13 protein-coding genes and 1 riboswitch are annotated in these 15,307 nt (G+C 64.0%); of the genes, 5 read left to right on the forward strand and 8 right to left on the reverse strand.

All coding sequences use genetic code 11. The features are described from left to right. Window positions 1–35: 35 nt before the first annotated feature. The 3 genes from thiQ to thiB all read right to left on the reverse strand — a co-directional run bounded on the left by thiQ (window position 36) and on the right by thiB (window position 3,691). Window positions 36–806 (reverse strand): thiamine ABC transporter ATP-binding protein, encoded by a 771-nt coding sequence (gene thiQ / locus AC0L2B_RS24520; protein ID WP_473747133.1) that lies wholly within the window; start codon window positions 804–806, stop codon window positions 36–38. After that, window positions 803–2,422: a thiamine/thiamine pyrophosphate ABC transporter permease gene (gene thiP / locus AC0L2B_RS24525; protein ID WP_473747134.1), complete on the reverse strand. Its 1,620-nt coding sequence runs from the start codon at window positions 2,420–2,422 to the stop codon at window positions 803–805. Before thiP ends, thiQ begins: the two co-directional genes overlap by 4 nt. A 255-nt stretch (window positions 2,423–2,677) precedes the next feature. Then, window positions 2,678–3,691, reverse strand: coding sequence for a thiamine ABC transporter substrate binding subunit (gene thiB, locus AC0L2B_RS24530; RefSeq protein WP_473747135.1), 1,014 nt, complete (start codon window positions 3,689–3,691; stop codon window positions 2,678–2,680). A 43-nt stretch (window positions 3,692–3,734) separates the two neighbouring features. Beyond that, window positions 3,735–3,848: riboswitch (TPP riboswitch) on the reverse strand. Window positions 3,849–3,949: 101 nt separating this feature from the next. Between thiB and AC0L2B_RS24535 the strand changes: the two genes are divergently transcribed. From AC0L2B_RS24535 to AC0L2B_RS24550, 4 genes are all read left to right on the forward strand, one after another. Next, window positions 3,950–4,594: a thiamine diphosphokinase gene (locus AC0L2B_RS24535; RefSeq protein WP_023803904.1), complete on the forward strand. Its 645-nt coding sequence runs from the start codon at window positions 3,950–3,952 to the stop codon at window positions 4,592–4,594. A gap of 1 nt (window position 4,595) precedes the next feature. Continuing rightward, complete coding sequence (locus AC0L2B_RS24540; RefSeq protein WP_473747136.1) at window positions 4,596–6,416, forward strand: ABC-F family ATP-binding cassette domain-containing protein; 1,821 nt, start codon at window positions 4,596–4,598, stop codon at window positions 6,414–6,416. A gap of 63 nt (window positions 6,417–6,479) precedes the next feature. Beyond that, window positions 6,480–6,722, forward strand: coding sequence for a type II toxin-antitoxin system CcdA family antitoxin (locus AC0L2B_RS24545; protein WP_091593381.1), 243 nt, complete (start codon window positions 6,480–6,482; stop codon window positions 6,720–6,722). Then, window positions 6,722–7,021, forward strand: coding sequence for a CcdB family protein (locus tag AC0L2B_RS24550; RefSeq protein ID WP_023803907.1), 300 nt, complete (start codon window positions 6,722–6,724; stop codon window positions 7,019–7,021). Before AC0L2B_RS24545 ends, AC0L2B_RS24550 begins: the two co-directional genes overlap by 1 nt. A gap of 26 nt (window positions 7,022–7,047) precedes the next feature. On the opposite strand, the gene AC0L2B_RS24555 is transcribed toward AC0L2B_RS24550, so the two are convergent. Then, window positions 7,048–8,682: a hypothetical protein gene (locus AC0L2B_RS24555; protein WP_473747137.1), complete on the reverse strand. Its 1,635-nt coding sequence runs from the start codon at window positions 8,680–8,682 to the stop codon at window positions 7,048–7,050. Window positions 8,683–8,756: 74 nt separating this feature from the next. After that, window positions 8,757–10,055 carry an adenylosuccinate synthase gene (locus AC0L2B_RS24560; protein WP_473747138.1) on the reverse strand — a complete coding sequence of 433 codons (1,299 nt, stop codon included), beginning with the start codon at window positions 10,053–10,055 and terminating at the stop codon, window positions 8,757–8,759. Between the two features lie 314 nt (window positions 10,056–10,369). On the opposite strand from AC0L2B_RS24560, the gene AC0L2B_RS24565 reads away from it, so the two are divergent. After that, window positions 10,370–11,260, forward strand: coding sequence for a DMT family transporter (locus tag AC0L2B_RS24565; RefSeq protein WP_473607333.1), 891 nt, complete (start codon window positions 10,370–10,372; stop codon window positions 11,258–11,260). Between the two features lie 103 nt (window positions 11,261–11,363). Here AC0L2B_RS24565 and serA read toward each other — a convergent pair whose 3' ends face one another. From serA to AC0L2B_RS24580, 3 genes are all read right to left on the reverse strand, one after another. After that, the gene (gene serA / locus AC0L2B_RS24570) at window positions 11,364–12,962 is read right to left on the reverse strand and encodes a phosphoglycerate dehydrogenase (protein WP_031255292.1); all 1,599 of its coding nucleotides are present in this window, start codon (window positions 12,960–12,962) and stop codon (window positions 11,364–11,366) included. Between the two features lie 172 nt (window positions 12,963–13,134). Then, entirely contained in the window at window positions 13,135–14,310 is a 1,176-nt protein-coding gene (locus AC0L2B_RS24575; RefSeq protein ID WP_473747139.1) for a phosphoserine transaminase, read from the reverse strand. Between the two features lie 187 nt (window positions 14,311–14,497). Further along, on the reverse strand, window positions 14,498–15,247 hold the full coding sequence (locus AC0L2B_RS24580) for an outer membrane protein (RefSeq protein ID WP_473747140.1): 750 nt from the start codon (window positions 15,245–15,247) through the stop codon (window positions 14,498–14,500). Window positions 15,248–15,307 lie beyond the last annotated feature (60 nt).

The following is a 15,307-nucleotide window of genomic DNA, read 5'->3' on the forward strand; positions in this document are numbered from 1 at the left end:
AACGCCACATCGCCTGAAGCCGGTTTGGCCGTAAATTATGTCCGCTTCCGGGCAACATCTCGTGATCCTGCGCCAAAGGGACCTGCACCGATATAGCGCCGGAAGGCTTCCGGTCCAGCCTTGGTAAAAAAATCGGCGACAGTCCCGGTTGCGGCAACCGTGCCATTGTCCAGGAACACCATGTCCTGGCCGACACGGTGGGCGTCCTCCGGCTGATGGGTGACGAACAGCACCGTCATGCGCCGCTCCGCATGGACGTCGGCTACCAGATCGAGCATGTCGTCGCGCAACGCCGGTCCGAGCGAGGCGAACGGTTCGTCGAGCAAGAGAACCGGCCGGTCGCGCACCAGGACGCGGGCGAGCGCGACGCGCTGCCGCTCGCCGCCGGAGAGTTCGCGCGGCAGGCGCTGTTGCTTGCCGGCAAGGCCGACGCGCTTGAGCGCCGCGGCGATTGCAGCGTGGTCGGCCTCGGTCAGCCTGAGCGACGGCGAGCGGCCAAGGCCGACATTTCGTTCGACCGAAAGATGGGCGAAGAGATTGTTTTCCTGGAACACCATCGACACGGGCCGCGCCGACGGCGGTTTGGCGCCGACATCGGCGCCGCCGATCAGCACGCGGCCCGATTGCGGCGTCTCGAAGCCGGCCACCAGATTGAGCAGTGTCGATTTTCCCGAGCCGCTCGGCCCCATGATGGCGGTGATCTTCGAGGCGGCGAACTCGACATCGAATAAAAACGGCGCTTCGCCATAGCTGAACGAGGCCTTTTCCAGCCGCACAGCCGTACCGTTTTCGCTGTTGAGCGTCATGATCTTTCTCCCCGTCCCAGCCAGTCCGCGGCCAGGACAAGCGCGAGACAGATCAGGCCGAGCAGCAATGCCAATCCTGCCGCGTCCATCGTGCGGTAGCTGCCCATGCGGGCCAGCAGGAGATAAGGCAGCGTCTGCAGGGAGTCGCTGCCAAACAGGGCAATGACGCCGAGATCGCCGAGCGACAAAGCCATCGCGAACGCGAAACCGGTGGCGAGCGGCCGCCGCAGCGACGGCCAGTCGACCAGCCGGAAACGGTTCCAGCCCGAAATGCCAAGCAGCAAACAGAGCCGTTCGTGGCGTTCGCTCGCCGCATCATAGCCGGGGCGAATGGCGCGGATGGCAAACGGCATCGCCATCACCGCATTGACGGCGACGACCATGACAGGGGCGATGGCAAAGACGTCGCTGACGGTCCGCAGCAGCAGGAACCAGCCGGCGCCGATGACGACGGGCGGCACGACGAGGACGAAGCCGGCGCCGGTATCCGTGGCGTATTCGAGCGGCGTCCTGGCGCCGACGTGACGCCTCAAGGCCAGCGCCCGGCGTGCCATGACCAGCGACAGCGACAGCGCCACTGCAAGCAGCGCCGCCAGCAAGGCGAGCACGGCGCTGGTCAGCGCCGCTTGCCGCACCGCGCTCTCGCCCGCCAGCCGGCCGAGATCGGCGCCAAGGCCTGAGGTGACCGTGGCCGCCATCGGCCCGGCGACGAACAGCAAAGCCAGGATGATCAATGCTGTGTTCAGCACGGTCTCGGCGGCGCCGGCCGAAAGATAGCGGCGCGAAGCCACCGGCAGGTTGGCGTCGCCGACGGTATTGGCGCCGAGCCGCATCAATGCCAGCACGACGACGAAGGTCAGCGCGATCTGCAGCACTGTCAGCGTCACCGCGCGGGCAGGATCGAAATCGAAACGCAGCGCCTGGTAGATGGCGACCTCCAGCGTTGTCGCACGCGGCCCGCCGCCCAGCGTGAGTACGATGGTAAAGGATGTGATGCAGAGCATGAAGACAAGCCCGGCGACGCCCGGCAGCGCCGCGCGCAGCGTTGGCCATTCGATCAGCCGGAAGGCGGGCCTGGCGCCCATGCCGAGCTGGCTCGCCAGCCGCCACTGGTCGGCGGGCACTGTCGCAAGCGCTTCGAGGAACAGCCGCGTGGCCAGCGGCAGATTGAAGAAGACATGGGCGACGAGGATGCCGGACAGGCCGTATATGCCCGGCCAGCCCTGACCGCCGATCGCGCTGAGCACGCCGGCGAAATAGCCGGCACGGCCATAGAGTGCCAAAATCCCGAGTGCTGCGACGATGGCCGGCAGCGCGAGCGGCACGGCGAAGAGCTGCAGGATCAGGCCGCGACCGAAGAAGCGCGGATGCCGCGACAGCGCCCGCGCCACGAACAGCGCCGGCACGACGGAGAGCAGCGTCGACAGCAATGCCTGCCACAGTGTGAATCGGGCGACGCGGAAGAGGTAGGAATCGAAGGCCGACGCGGCGCCGGACGGATCGCGTGCGCCTTCGACGATGAGCCCGGCGAACGCGCCGCCGATCAGCAGCGCAACAGCGGCAAGCGCGATGGTGCCGGCGGTGATGCGGGGATCTCTACGATGGCCAGTGTGCATTCCGCGCTGCCCAACTTAACGGCGGGCGCTGAAAGATGGGATGTGGCTGAGGTCGAGTTCCCGCCCACCCCCTTCTGGCCTGCCGGCCATCTCCCCCACAAGGGGGGAGATTGGAAGCTTCACCCTCGCCTCAATCCTTCGACTGTTGCGATTGGCGAAAGCGGAAGTGACATCCGATCTCCCCCCTGGAGGGGGAGATGGCCGGCAGGCCAGAGGGGGGTGGCGTGGAGCGAACACCATGCAGAAATCTAAGTCCTACTTGCTCATCACCGACAGCCATTCGTCGACCCAGGCCTTGCGGTTGGCGGCGACCTCTTCGGGGCTGAAAAGCAACGTCTTGGTCGGCTTGACGAGCTTGTCGAAAGCCGGATTGAGCGGCTTCTCGGTCTTGCCGGCAGGGAACATCCAGTTGGTCTCGGGAATGACATCCTGGAATTTCGGCCCGGTCATGAAAGTCAGGAACTGTTTCGCAAACGGGTTCTTCGCACCTGATTTGGTGATGCCGGCAACCTCGATCTGCAGATACGCGCCCTCGTCGAAGGGCGCTGCCTGATAGCGTTGGGTGTTTTCGGCGACCATATGATAGGCCGGCGACGTGGTATAGGACAGCACCATCGGCGCCTCGCCCTTGGTGAACAGGCCGTAGGCCTCGCTCCAGCCCGGAGTCACGGTGAGCACCTTTGCCTTAAGCTTGGCCCAGGCTTCGGGCGCCTTGTCGCCATAAACCGACTTCACCCACAACAGTAGGCCGAGACCGGGCGTCGAGGTGCGCGGATCCTGAATGACGATCTTTTCATCGGCATTGCCCTCGACCAATTCCTTCAGGCTCTTCGGCGGCGTCTTCAGCTTTTCGGTGTCGTAGACGACGGCGAAATAACCATAGTCGAACGGCACGAAAATATCGTCGCTCCAGCCGCCCGGCACCTTGACGTCGATGACGGCACCATGCGGCGAAAACAGGCCGGTGGCCTTGGCTTCCGCCGTCAGATTGGTGTCGAGGCCGAGCACGATGTCGGCCTTGGTCGCGGCCCCTTCCAGCCTGACGCGGTTGAGCAGGGCGACGCCGTCGGCGACCGCGACGAATTCGAGAATACAGCCGCATTCGGCCTCGAACGCCTTCTTGACCGCCGGGCCTGGACCCCATTCGGCGGTGAAGCTCTCATAGGTATAGACGGTGAGTTTTTCCTGCGCGGATGCCGGCCCGGTGCCGGCGAGAACGGTCGCCGCGAGCAGCACTGCCGAAACAAGTGTGTATAAAAACGTGCGCATCGGCGCCTCCTTCGTTGGCGTTGAAGGGAATTGAGGCGTCGGGTTGTCCGAAACGTCTAATCCCTCCGCCGGTACAAACCGGATCAGGTTCAGCGGGTTGGCAGGTTGCCTCTCAGCCGGTCCGCGAAGATCGCGTCCAGCACCCCGTTAGAGCGCTTCGACACATAGGCCCGGCCCATCTGCGGCGCAAGCGGAAGTTGCCGGGCATCCAGACCGCGGCCTTCCGTTTCGCAAGCAGGGCTGGTAAGGGCCACGCATATGAGCAAATTCACCATCCTGCTTGGCGGCGACCTTATCCGCACGCCGCTGCTCGACCGCCAGGTCGAAGGCACGCGTGTCATCGCCGCCGACGCCGGCATCAGCCATGCCCGGACTCTGCGCCTGACGCCGGAACTCTGGGTCGGCGACTTCGATTCGGTGCCGGCGGATTTGCCGGACGAGCTCGCCGCCGTGCCGCGCCAGGTGTTTCCGGCAGAAAAGGACAAGACCGACGGCGAACTGGCTATCGCCGCCGCGCTCGAACGCGGCGCGACCAGCCTCGTGCTCGCCGGCGCGTTCGGCGGCAAGCGCACCGACCACGCCTTCCTGCACCTGGCGCTCGGCGTCCGGCTGGCCGAGGCAGGGACAGAGGTGCTTTTGACCAGTGGCGCACAGGAAGGCGTGCCCTTGCTTCCCGGAAAGGCCGGCTTCGACTACGCCGACGGCACGCTGTTTTCGATTCTCGGCTTCTCCGACCTTGCCGGTCTGACCGTGACCGGCGCCAAATGGCCGCTGAACCATGTCGAGGTGGCGTTCGGCTCGTCGCTGACCATTTCCAACGAGGTCAAGGGCCGGCTCGAAGTCGCGCTGGGCAGCGGCCGCGCGCTGTTGCTCGCCCATCCATTCCCCCTACCTGAAAGCTGACATGGCGCCGCCGCTTCTCAATCTCGACGGGATAAAACTGACCTTCGGTGGCACGCCGCTGCTCGACGGGACGGAACTGACGGCGTCGGCGGGCGACAAGATCGCTCTGGTCGGCCGCAACGGCTCGGGCAAGTCGACGTTGCTGAAGATCGCTGCGGGATTGATCGAGCCGCAGGATGGCGAGGTGTTCCGCCAGCCTTCGGCAACAGTGCGCTACCTGCCGCAAATGCCCGACATGGATGGTTTCGCCAGCGTCCGCGCCTATGTCGAGGCGGGGCTCGGACCCGCCGACGATCCCTACCGCGCCACCTATCTGATGGAGCATCTCGGCCTGTCCGGCGAGGAACGGCCGAACGATCTCTCCGGCGGCGAAGCCCGCCGTGCTGCCCTGGCCCGCGTCATGGCGCCGGAGCCCGACATTCTCCTCCTCGATGAGCCGACCAACCATCTCGACCTGTCGGTCATCGAATGGCTGGAGGAGGAGCTTGCCCGCACCTCTTCGGCGCTGATCGTCATCTCGCACGACCGCCGCTTCCTCGAGCGCGTGTCGCGCGCCACGGTCTGGCTCGATCGGGGCCAGACCCGCAGGCTGGACAAGGGCTTTGGCCATTTCGAGGAATGGCGCGACACCGTTCTGGAAGAAGAAGAGCGCGAGCAGCACAAGCTTGGCCGCCAGATCGTGCGCGAGGAGCACTGGTTGCGCTATGGCGTGACGGCAAGGCGCAAGCGCAACATGCGCCGGCTTGGCGAACTGCAGACCATGCGCCAGCGCTTTCGCGGCCATCGCGGCGCCGAGGGTGCGGCGACCATGGTGGCCAGCGACGCCGCCGAATCCGGCAAGCTGGTGATCGAGGCCAGGAACATCGAGAAGAGCTTTGGCGACCTCACCGTGGTCAGGGGTTTCTCGACCCGCATCCAGCGCGGTGACCGCGTTGGCCTGGTCGGCCCGAACGGCGTCGGCAAGACGACGCTGCTGAAGATGCTGACCGGCGAATTGAAGCCGGACTCAGGCACGGTGCGACTCGGCACCAATCTGGAGATCGCCACGCTCGACCAGAAACGCGGGGCGGTCGACCCGCAAGAGACGCTGGCGCAGTATCTCACCGACGGCCGCGGCGAGAACCTTGTCATCAACGGCGAGCAGCGCCACGTCGTCTCCTACATGAAGGACTTCCTGTTCAAGCCGGAACAGGCGCGCACGCCGGTGCGCGAGCTTTCGGGCGGCGAGCGGGCGCGGCTGCTGCTCGCCCGTGTGCTGGCGCGGCCGGCAAATCTTTTGGTGCTGGACGAGCCGACCAACGATCTCGACATGGAGACGCTGGAACTGCTGCAGGAACTGGTCGCCGGTTTTGCCGGCACCGTCATCCTGGTCAGCCACGACCGCGATTTCCTCGACCGCACGGTGACCAGCCTGATCGCGCCGGAAGGCGGCGGCCGCTGGATCGAATATGCCGGCGGCTATTCCGACATGCTGGCGCAGCGCGGCGGCACCAGGCTGGACGACCGCAAGGCACGGCCGAAGGCGGAGACGAGTGAAGTGGCGGCGGCATCCCGGACCGAGGCAACTGCGCCGAAGGGCCCGGCGAAAAAACTGTCGTTCAAGCAGAAATTCGCGCTGGAATCGCTGCCCAAGAAGATCGACGCGGTGACCGCCTCGATATCACGGCTGGAGGACAATATCGCCGACCCGGCCTATTACGAGCGCGACCCGGCCTCATTCCAGAAGACCATCGCCGCGCTCGACAAGGAGCGCGCCACGCTGGCAGCGCTCGAGGAGGAATGGCTGGAACTTGAAATGCTGCGCGAGGAGATGGAGGGGTAGACGCTTCGCCGTTGCTCCACCACGATAATGCGCATACATTATGCGCATTCTGCGGAGGTTATCATGCGAAAGATAGCTATGAATGCGGTTCGTCAGCCGGCAAATCTGTCGATCGACTCAAAGCTCATGAAGGAAGCCAAGGGACTTGATGTGAATGTCTCGCGCGCCGCCGAAGCCGGTATCGCAGAGGCGGTGGCTGCCGAGAAAGCCCGACTATGGAAACTTGAGAATCGCGCCACAATAGAAGCGTGGAACGAATACGTCGAAAAGCACGGTATTCCGTTGGAAGAACATCGGCAGTTCTGATGGCACGCTATGATGTCTTCGCGGGTCGGGTCGAAGGCAGCTATTTGCTGGACGTCCAATCCGACCTGCTCGACGATTTTAAAACACGGGTGGTGATCCCGCTGCTTCCGACAACAATGACGCCACCGCCGATGCGAAAGCTCCATCCCCTCGTCGAGATCAATGGGCGAAAATTGGTTGTGGCCACCCATCTGATCGCCACGGTTCCGGCCAAGGAATTGGGCGAAAGTCGACTGAATATCTCCAGGCATCACGACGACATCGTGGCCGCGCTCGACATGCTGTTCCAGGGCTTCTGAGCCGAAGGGAGGCTGGTGAGCCGGCCTCAGCCCGCCTCTTTTGTTTGCCAGGCCTTCAGCGCCTCGTCGAACACCTTCTCGCCGGGAATGCCCTTTTCCATGGTGAGCAGCGCCCGCCGCCCGGTCTTGTAGACGACCGGCACGTCGATCCATTTCTGGCCCCGCAGCAGGGTCAGATTGGCGTCTTCGTCCGGCTTTGTGTCGTTGAGCGCGACCAGGAAGAAGCCGTCGGCGATCTTGGCCGGGATGCCGATCAGCGGACTGCCGGCATCCTGTTCAGAGCCCTTCATGGCGACGCGCAGGATGTTGTCGACACCGCCGCCGTCGAAACCATCGGGCGTCAGGAAAATCATCTCGATGATGTGGCTGGCCGGCAGCGTCTGGTCGGTGTTGCGGCGGATGGTCATGCGCAACTGCACGTCCTTGCCCGGAATGCTCGCCTCGGCGCGGATTGCCGGCTCGGGCGGCAGATTGCCGCCGGGCGATTCCTGCACCAGCGACCAGACGATGCTGCCGGGCTCGGCCGAGCCTTGCGCGGTGCTGGTGCGCTCCTCGTAGAAGATCGCCTTCTGGCCGACCGCCAGTGCGGTTTCCGCAGGCGCGGCTGTCGGTGCAGCACCCGGCGCGGCACCCGGGGCCGGCGCTGCCGGCGCGGCTGCGCTATCGGTCGGCGCCGCAGGCGCCAGCGTGGCGGCATCGGCAGGCGGTGTTGCGGGGGCCGCGCCCGGTGCGGGCACATTCGTGGCTGGCGTGCCGGCAGGCGCTGCAGGCGCAGGTGCGGCCGGCGGCGGCGTGGTCAGTGCTGCGACGGATTCGCCCTCTCCGATGCCACTTTGTCCTGAAGCGGGGCCGGGATCGACCTCACCGCCCTCAGGTGTCAGCCGCTGGGTGAACTTTGTGCCCTCGGCATCGGCTGGAGCCGCTGCGGCCGGGGCCCTTGCCGCAGCATCGGCAGCCGGCCGCTCGGCCGGGCTCGGCTTCACCAGCGGTTCTACGGTTGCGACCGTCGTGCTGTTGAGACCCAGCATGTTGCTGAACGCGTCCTTGTTCAGCCAGATGCCGTAGCCGCCGCCCGCGATGACGAGCAAGGCGACGACAGCGGCGATCAGCCCGCCATAGCTGCGCCTGCGCTCGGCAGGATGCTGAAAAGTGTCCGGCGCCGGCTCCTCGTCGTTGGGGAAGACATCGTCTCTAAAGCTATCGCTGCCCTCGTACGCCGCTGGAGGATCCGCGTCCGAAGGCTCCGCATCGGTGTCCTCTGGAGGCGGTTTTTGCCAATTCAGCCCGGCTTTGGCGGCAGGTGCCGGCTGCCATTCCGGCTCGGTCTTGGCCGGTTGCCATGCCGGCTCGGCCTTTGCCGGCTGGCGGACATGGCTGGGTTGGTTCTTGTTGCGGTCGATGGAGGAGAAAATGTCTTCCAGCTCCGACAGCGGATCGGATACCGGCGCAGGCTTGGCGTAGCCCCGCTCGACGATGGCGATGGCATCTTCCAGAGTGCGCTTATGCTGGGCAACGACCGACGGCGCCAGCGGCGGTATGTTCTTCGCAAGCTTGTCCGCGATTGTCGAACGGGCCTTGTCATAGACCCTGGCGCGTATCTCCGGCGTCGGATTGCCAAGGCCGTCGAGCGTCTTTTTCAGAGCACCAACAAAATCTGCCATGCTTCAGTCGACCTGCATTTCGTTTCTGGGCCGGCCCCTGCAAATCGGCCGCGATGCCCGGAACAGCTTGGAATCTAGTCTTGAAACGGATCGGTCACAAGTATTGTGTCGTCCCGTTCAGGGCTGGTGGAAAGGAGTGCGACCGGCGCGCCGATCAGTTCCTCGATGTGACGGACATATTTGACTGCCTGGGCCGGCAGATCGTTCCAGCTTCTGGCGCCGGCGCTGGTGCCTTTCCAGCCCTCCAGCGTCTCGTAGATCGGTTCGACGCGCGCCTGCGCACCCTGGCTGGCCGGCAGATAATCGATCGCCTCGCCATCAAGGCGGTAGCCGGTGCAGACCTTGATCTCGTCCAGCCCGTCGAGCACGTCGAGCTTGGTCAGGGCGATGCCCTTGATGCCGTTTACGGCGACGGCTTGGCGAACCAGCACGGCATCGAACCAGCCGCAGCGGCGCTTGCGGCCGGTGACGACGCCGAACTCGTGGCCGCGCGTGCCCAGGAACTCGCCGATCTCGTTCTTCTGTTCGGTCGGGAACGGACCTTCGCCGACACGCGTCGTATAGGCCTTGGTGATGCCGAGCACATAATCGATGGCACCCGGGCCGACGCCGGATCCGGCGGCCGCTTGACCGGCTACCGTGTTGGACGAGGTGACGAACGGATAGGTGCCGTGGTCGATGTCGAGCAGCGTGCCCTGCGCGCCCTCGAACAGGATGCGTTCGCCGGCGCGGCGCTTGTCGTCGAGGATCTTCCAGACGCGGTCCATATAGGGCAGGATCTCGTCGGCGACCGAAATCAGCTCACTCATGATCGCCTCATGCGTGACTTCGGCGTGGCCGAGCCCGCGGCGCAGCGCATTATGATGCGTCAGCAGCCTGTCGACCTTCAAGGGCAGCGTTTCCAAATCCGCCAAATCCATCACCCTGACCGCGCGCCGGCCCACCTTATCCTCATAAGCGGGGCCGATGCCGCGACGGGTCGTGCCGATTTTCGTTCCCGAATTGGAGGCGGCGTCTTCGCGGAATCCGTCCAGCTCCCGGTGCAAGGACAGGATAAGCGCGGTGTTTTCGGCTATTTTCAGGCGCTCCGGCGTCACCTCGACGCCTTGCGCCTTCAATTTCGTCACCTCGGCTACGAAGGCATGCGGATCGAAGACGACGCCATTGCCGATGATGGACAGCTTGCCTTGCCGCACCACGCCGGACGGCAGCAGCGACAGCTTGTAGACCTTGCCGTCGACGACCAGCGTATGGCCGGCATTGTGGCCGCCCTGGAAGCGCACGACGACGTCGGCACGTTCCGACAGCCAGTCGACGATCTTGCCTTTGCCCTCGTCGCCCCATTGCGAGCCGACGACCACCACATTGGCCATGTTTCTTTTCCCTTGAGGCGCCGCTCCGAGCGGCTTGAATGGTTCGAAACGACAGGCTTCTATCGCATCGGCCAGAAAATCGGAATCGATTTTCGGAAAGCACGACGCGAACGTTCAAAGCCTTGAGACTCGTACTTTTGCGCGTCCAGGTGGACGTACGTCGTTCTATAACGTCAACACCCGGCGAGCGCGACCATTCTTTGCCGCCGAAAGCGCCCTCAGGCACAACAATTTTCGCCTTTGACATCATTTACTTGGGCGAACCACCACAATAGGTCGGCAATGACCCTGCCCACCCCGGCTGGAATTTCGCGATGCATCGAACCGCCTATCTGTTCCTGCTGTTCACCACCTTGCTGTGGGGCGGCAACTCCGTGGCCGGCAAGCTGGCAGTCGACCATATTTCGCCGATGACGCTGGTCTTCCTGCGCTGGGTCCTGGCCGTTCTGATCATGCTGCCGATCGGCTGGCGAACGCTGCGCGAGGACTGGCCGGTGGTGCGCAGGCATTGGTTGCTGCTTGGCGGGCTCGGCGCTTGCGGCTTCACCTTTTTCAACGCGATCTTCTACACGGCGCTCAACTACACGACGGCGATCAACGTCTCGATCGAGCAGGCGGCAATCCCGGTCGTCATCATCCTCGCCAATTTCGTGCTGTTTCGCCTGCGTGTGAACCGGGTGCAGATCGCCGGTGTCGTGCTGACGATCATCGGCGTCGCCCTGACCGCCAGCCACGGCGATCTGCGCCAGCTTCTCAAGCTGGACCTCAACTTCGGCGACGCCATCATGCTGATCGCGGTGCTTTGCTACAGCTTCTACTCGGTCGGGTTGCGGCTGAAGCCGGCCATACGCTGGCAAAGCCTGATGCTGGCGCTGTCGATTGCCGCACTGGTGACCTCGCTGCCTTTCTTCCTCTGGGAGGTGGCTGCCGGCAAGGTCATCGTCCCCGATGCGCGTGGCTGGGCGATAGCGTTCTACACTGCGATCGGCGCTTCGGTCGTCTCGCAGATTTTTTATATCAGGGGCATCGAACTGATCGGCGCGAACCGGGCCGGCCTGTTCATCAACCTGGTGCCGATCTTCGGCACGCTGCTGTCGGTGCTGATCGTCGGTGAGACATTCCAGCTCTATCAGGGCGTGGCCCTCGCGCTGGTGCTCGGCGGCATCAGCCTGGCCGAATACAGCGGACGGAAAATGGCGATTTGACAGCCCGATCCTGTAACGGGCCGTGAATGGACTCTGTCGAAATTCGGGCCATTGTCGAAACGCCCCGTGGGCTTGTAAAGCCCGCGGGGCGCTCGCGCATGATTCAGGCCACACCGACGTCGAAATGCAGCCGCTTGGCGGAGTCGATCGACTTGTGCGCCCGCACCTGCTCCAGCACCTTCTCCGGGAACGGCGCATCGAGATAGAGCAGGGCAATGGCATCGCCGCCAGGCCGGTTTCGGCCGAGCTGGAAGTTGGCGATGTTGACGCCGTTCTCGCCGCAGACCGTGCCGAGCAGGCCGATGATGCCGGGCGCGTCGGCATTCGTCGTGTACAGCATGTGCTGACCGACCTCGGCGTCGAGGTTGATGCCCTTGATCTGGATGAAGCGCGGCTTGCCGTCCGAGAAGCAGGTGCCGGCGATCGCACGCGTCTTGTGCTCGGTCTTGACCGTCAGCTTGATATAGCCGTCGAACACGCCCGATTTGTCGCGCTTGACCTCGGCGACGATGATGCCGCGCTCCTTGACCATGATCGGCGCCGAAACCATGTTGACGTCGGAGACCTGCGGCCGGATCAGCCCGGCAAGTGTGGCGCTGATCAGCGCGCGCGTGTTCATCGTCGCGGTCGAGCCGTCGAACAGGATCTCGACCTCCTTGATCGGATCCTCGGTGACCTGGCCGACAAAGGCGCCGAGCACTTCGGCCAGCTTGACGAAGGGTTTTAGGCGCGGCGCTTCCTCGGCGGTGATCGACGGCATGTTGATGGCGTTGGAAACGGCGCCCTTGATCAGGTAGTCGGCCATCTGCTCGGCGACCTGCAGAGCGACATTCTCCTGCGCCTCCATCGTCGATGCGCCGAGATGCGGCGTCGCCACCACATTCTCCATGCCGAACAGCTCGCTTTTCTCCGCCGGCTCGACCTCGAACACGTCGATGCCGGCGCCTGCCACCTTGCCGCTTTTCAACGCCGCGATCAGGTCGGCCTCGACGATCAGCCCGCCACGGGCGCAGTTGATGATGCGCACGCCGGTCTTCATTTTGGCGATCGCCGAAGCGTCGATGATGTTGCGCGTCTTGTCGGTCAAGGGCGTGTGCAAGGTGATGAAATCGGCGCGGGCGAACAGCTCGTCGAGTTCCACCTTCTCGACGCCGAGCTCCTCGGCGCGACTGTCCGACAGGAACGGATCGAAGGCGATGACGTGCATCTTCAGGCCAACGCCGCGCGTAGCGACGATCGAGCCGATATTGCCGCAGCCGATGATGCCCAGCGTCTTGCCGGTGATCTCGGTGCCCATGAAGCGGTTCTTTTCCCACTTGCCGGCATGGGTCGAGGCATTGGCTTCCGGTATCTGTCGGGCCAGCGCGAAGATCATGGCGACGGCATGCTCGGCGGTGGTGATCGAATTGCCGAAGGGCGTGTTCATCACGATGATGCCCTTGCGGCTCGCCGCCGGGATGTCGACATTGTCGACGCCGATGCCGGCGCGGCCGACCACCTTGAGCCTTGTGGCGGCGTCGATCAGCTTTTCGGTGACTTTGGTCGCCGAACGGATGGCGAGGCCGTCATACTGGCCGATCACTTCGAGCAGCTTTTCCTTGTCCTTGCCGAGATCGGGCAGGTAGTCGACCTCGATGCCGCGATCCCTGAAGATCTGCACGGCGGTGGTGGAGAGTTTGTCTGAGACGAGAACGCGGGGCATGGGCTTCATCCTTTGCGATTGGCGCCCCTCCCCTGACGGGAGGGTCGGCGCGAAGCGCCGGGGTGGGTCGTTGCGGCCGGACGCGGCCAAAATCTTTTCTTCCTGCAATGCGGATCGTTGAGTTGGTGGAGGCGCCCCCACCCGGCCCTTCCGGCCACCCTTCCCTCGAGGATCAGGCGGCCGCCTTGAGCGACGCCTTTTGCGCGGCAAAGGCCCAGTCGAGCCACGGCAGCAGCGCTTCGAGGTCGGAAGTCTCGACGGTCGCGCCGCACCAGATGCGCAGGCCCGGCGGCGCATCGCGATAGGCGCCGATATCGTAGGCGACGCCTTCCTTGTCGAGCGCCGAGACGATGCCCTTGGCGAACGCCGCTTGTCCGTCGGCATCGAGCGCGGCGACGTCCGGGTCGGTGAAGGAAAGACAGACGGACGTGTTCGATCGCGTCGCCGGATCGGTGGCCAGATGGCCGAGCCATGCGGATTTACCGACGAAACCGTCGATAATTGCGGCGTTGGCGTCGGCGCGGGCAATCAATGCGTCGAGACCGCCGATCGACTTCGCCCAACGCAGCGCGTCGAGACAATCCTCGACGCACAGCATCGACGGCGTGTTGATGGTTTCGCCCTTGAAAATGCCTTCGATGAGCTTGCCGCCCGAGGTGAGGCGAAAGATTTTCGGCAGCGGCCAGCCAGGCTTGTAGCTTTCCAGCCGCTCGACGGCGCGCGGGCTGAGGATCAGCATGCCATGCGCACCTTCGCCGCCCAGCACCTTCTGCCAGGAGAAGGTGACGACGTCGAGCTTGCCAAAATCGAGCTCTTGCGCAAAGGCCGCCGACGTGGCGTCGCAGATGGTCAGGCCCTTGCGGGCGGCCGGGATGAAATCGCCGTTCGGCACGCGCACGCCTGAGGTCGTGCCGTTCCAGGTGAAGACCACGTCGCGGTCGAAGTCGATTTTTGTCAGATCGGGCAACGCACCGTAGCCGGCTTCGATCCTGCGCACGTCGGCGAGCTTCAGCTGCTTGACCACATCGGTGACCCAGCCGGAACCGAAACTCTCCCAGGCGACCATGTCGACGCCGCGTTCGCCGAGCAGCGACCACAGCGCCATCTCGACCGCGCCGGTGTCCGACGCCGGCACGATGCCGATGCGATAATCCGCCGGAATTTGGAGAATTTCCCGCGTCAGCTCGATCGCCTGTTCGAGCTTGGTCTTGCCGATCTTGGCGCGGTGCGAGCGTCCGAGCGCGGCATTGGCCAGCGCCTCGACTGACCAGCCGGGGCGTTTTGCACAGGGACCTGAGGAAAAATTGGGATTTGCCGGGCGCAGTCCGGGCTTCGTATGGATCGTCATCGTGGTCTATCCTTCCAGATAGTGGCCCCTCGTTGGGGAGGGGTGGCCCACAGACGGCGATATGCGTTCAGGCTTCCGGCGTCAAGAGGAAAGTTTTTGTCGCTGACGGGATACTGGTCGCGTCCCACCGAAAAAAAGAACGACGGACCGAAGTCCGCCGCTGGCATTCCCGAGGCTTTCGCCGTGCCTACCAGAGATCGTAGCGCAGCCCCACCTTCACCTGATGATTGCTGATCCCTTTGTCGATCGGATAGGAATCCAAATCCTGTGCGGTGGTATATTCGGCGTCGGGTGCGGAAAAATATTGGTAGCCCAGATCGACTGAAAGATTCTTGGACACCTGGTAGGCAAGGCCGGCGTTCAGCGTATAGGCGAAAGAGTAATGGGTCTCGTTGTCATCCCGGACGAAATCGTCGGCGGGGTCGGCGTTGGCTGTGAAGTAGTCCGCCGAGAGGCGCCGCCTGGTCTGGACAATACCGATACCAGCGCCGAGATAGGGTGTGATCCCGACATAGGTGCCAAGATCAACATAGCCGTTGAGCATGCCCGAGAACGCGTAGTTCTCCAGGTCCGCCGATGCCACGGTCGCTCCGTTGTCATAGCTGACGCTGATTTCGTTGCCCGGCAGATAGCCGAGGTTGAGATCGGCGCGCAGATAATCGTTGAAATGGTAGCCGAAGCCGATGCTGGCAAAGATGTGATCCTCTTCTTCGTCGAAGTTCGCTGGCGCGAAGGCGAAGTCCTCATTGTCGAAGCTCTTCTGCACCAGATAGGAGACATCGCCGCGCAGATACCATCCCGAACCGACTTCGACCGGCACATAGTCCGGCGCCTGGTCGACATAGATCGGCGGATCGTAGTCGGCGCCAAGCGCCTGCGACAACGGCGTCAGGGCGATTGCTGCAAGCGCCAGTGCTATGCGCGATTTGACTGTCATGATCCCCGGCTCCCGAAGGTGGCGCCATTCGCGATCGCGAGCGCCGTTTCAGGGCATTGT

It is taken from the genome of Mesorhizobium sp. WSM4815 (assembly GCF_055811575.1).

Excerpts from the sequence above, each read along its gene's own strand:
- AC0L2B_RS24535 (WP_023803904.1), top strand. The coding sequence starts at position 3,950 with ATGAGCAAATTCACCATCCTGCTTGGCGGCGACCTTATCCGCACGCCG.
- AC0L2B_RS24540 (WP_473747136.1), top strand. The coding sequence starts at position 4,596 with ATGGCGCCGCCGCTTCTCAATCTCGACGGGATAAAACTGACCTTCGGT.
- thiP (WP_473747134.1), bottom strand. The coding sequence starts at position 2,422 with ATGCACACTGGCCATCGTAGAGATCCCCGCATCACCGCCGGCACCATC.
- AC0L2B_RS24575 (WP_473747139.1), bottom strand. The coding sequence starts at position 14,310 with ATGACGATCCATACGAAGCCCGGACTGCGCCCGGCAAATCCCAATTTT.
- thiB (WP_473747135.1), bottom strand. The coding sequence starts at position 3,691 with ATGCGCACGTTTTTATACACACTTGTTTCGGCAGTGCTGCTCGCGGCG.
- AC0L2B_RS24565 (WP_473607333.1), top strand. The coding sequence starts at position 10,370 with ATGCATCGAACCGCCTATCTGTTCCTGCTGTTCACCACCTTGCTGTGG.
- AC0L2B_RS24555 (WP_473747137.1), bottom strand. The coding sequence starts at position 8,682 with ATGGCAGATTTTGTTGGTGCTCTGAAAAAGACGCTCGACGGCCTTGGC.
- serA (WP_031255292.1), bottom strand. The coding sequence starts at position 12,962 with ATGCCCCGCGTTCTCGTCTCAGACAAACTCTCCACCACCGCCGTGCAG.
- AC0L2B_RS24550 (WP_023803907.1), top strand. The coding sequence starts at position 6,722 with ATGGCACGCTATGATGTCTTCGCGGGTCGGGTCGAAGGCAGCTATTTG.
- thiQ (WP_473747133.1), bottom strand. The coding sequence starts at position 806 with ATGACGCTCAACAGCGAAAACGGTACGGCTGTGCGGCTGGAAAAGGCC.
- AC0L2B_RS24545 (WP_091593381.1), top strand. The coding sequence starts at position 6,480 with ATGCGAAAGATAGCTATGAATGCGGTTCGTCAGCCGGCAAATCTGTCG.
- AC0L2B_RS24580 (WP_473747140.1), bottom strand. The coding sequence starts at position 15,247 with ATGACAGTCAAATCGCGCATAGCACTGGCGCTTGCAGCAATCGCCCTG.
- AC0L2B_RS24560 (WP_473747138.1), bottom strand. The coding sequence starts at position 10,055 with ATGGCCAATGTGGTGGTCGTCGGCTCGCAATGGGGCGACGAGGGCAAA.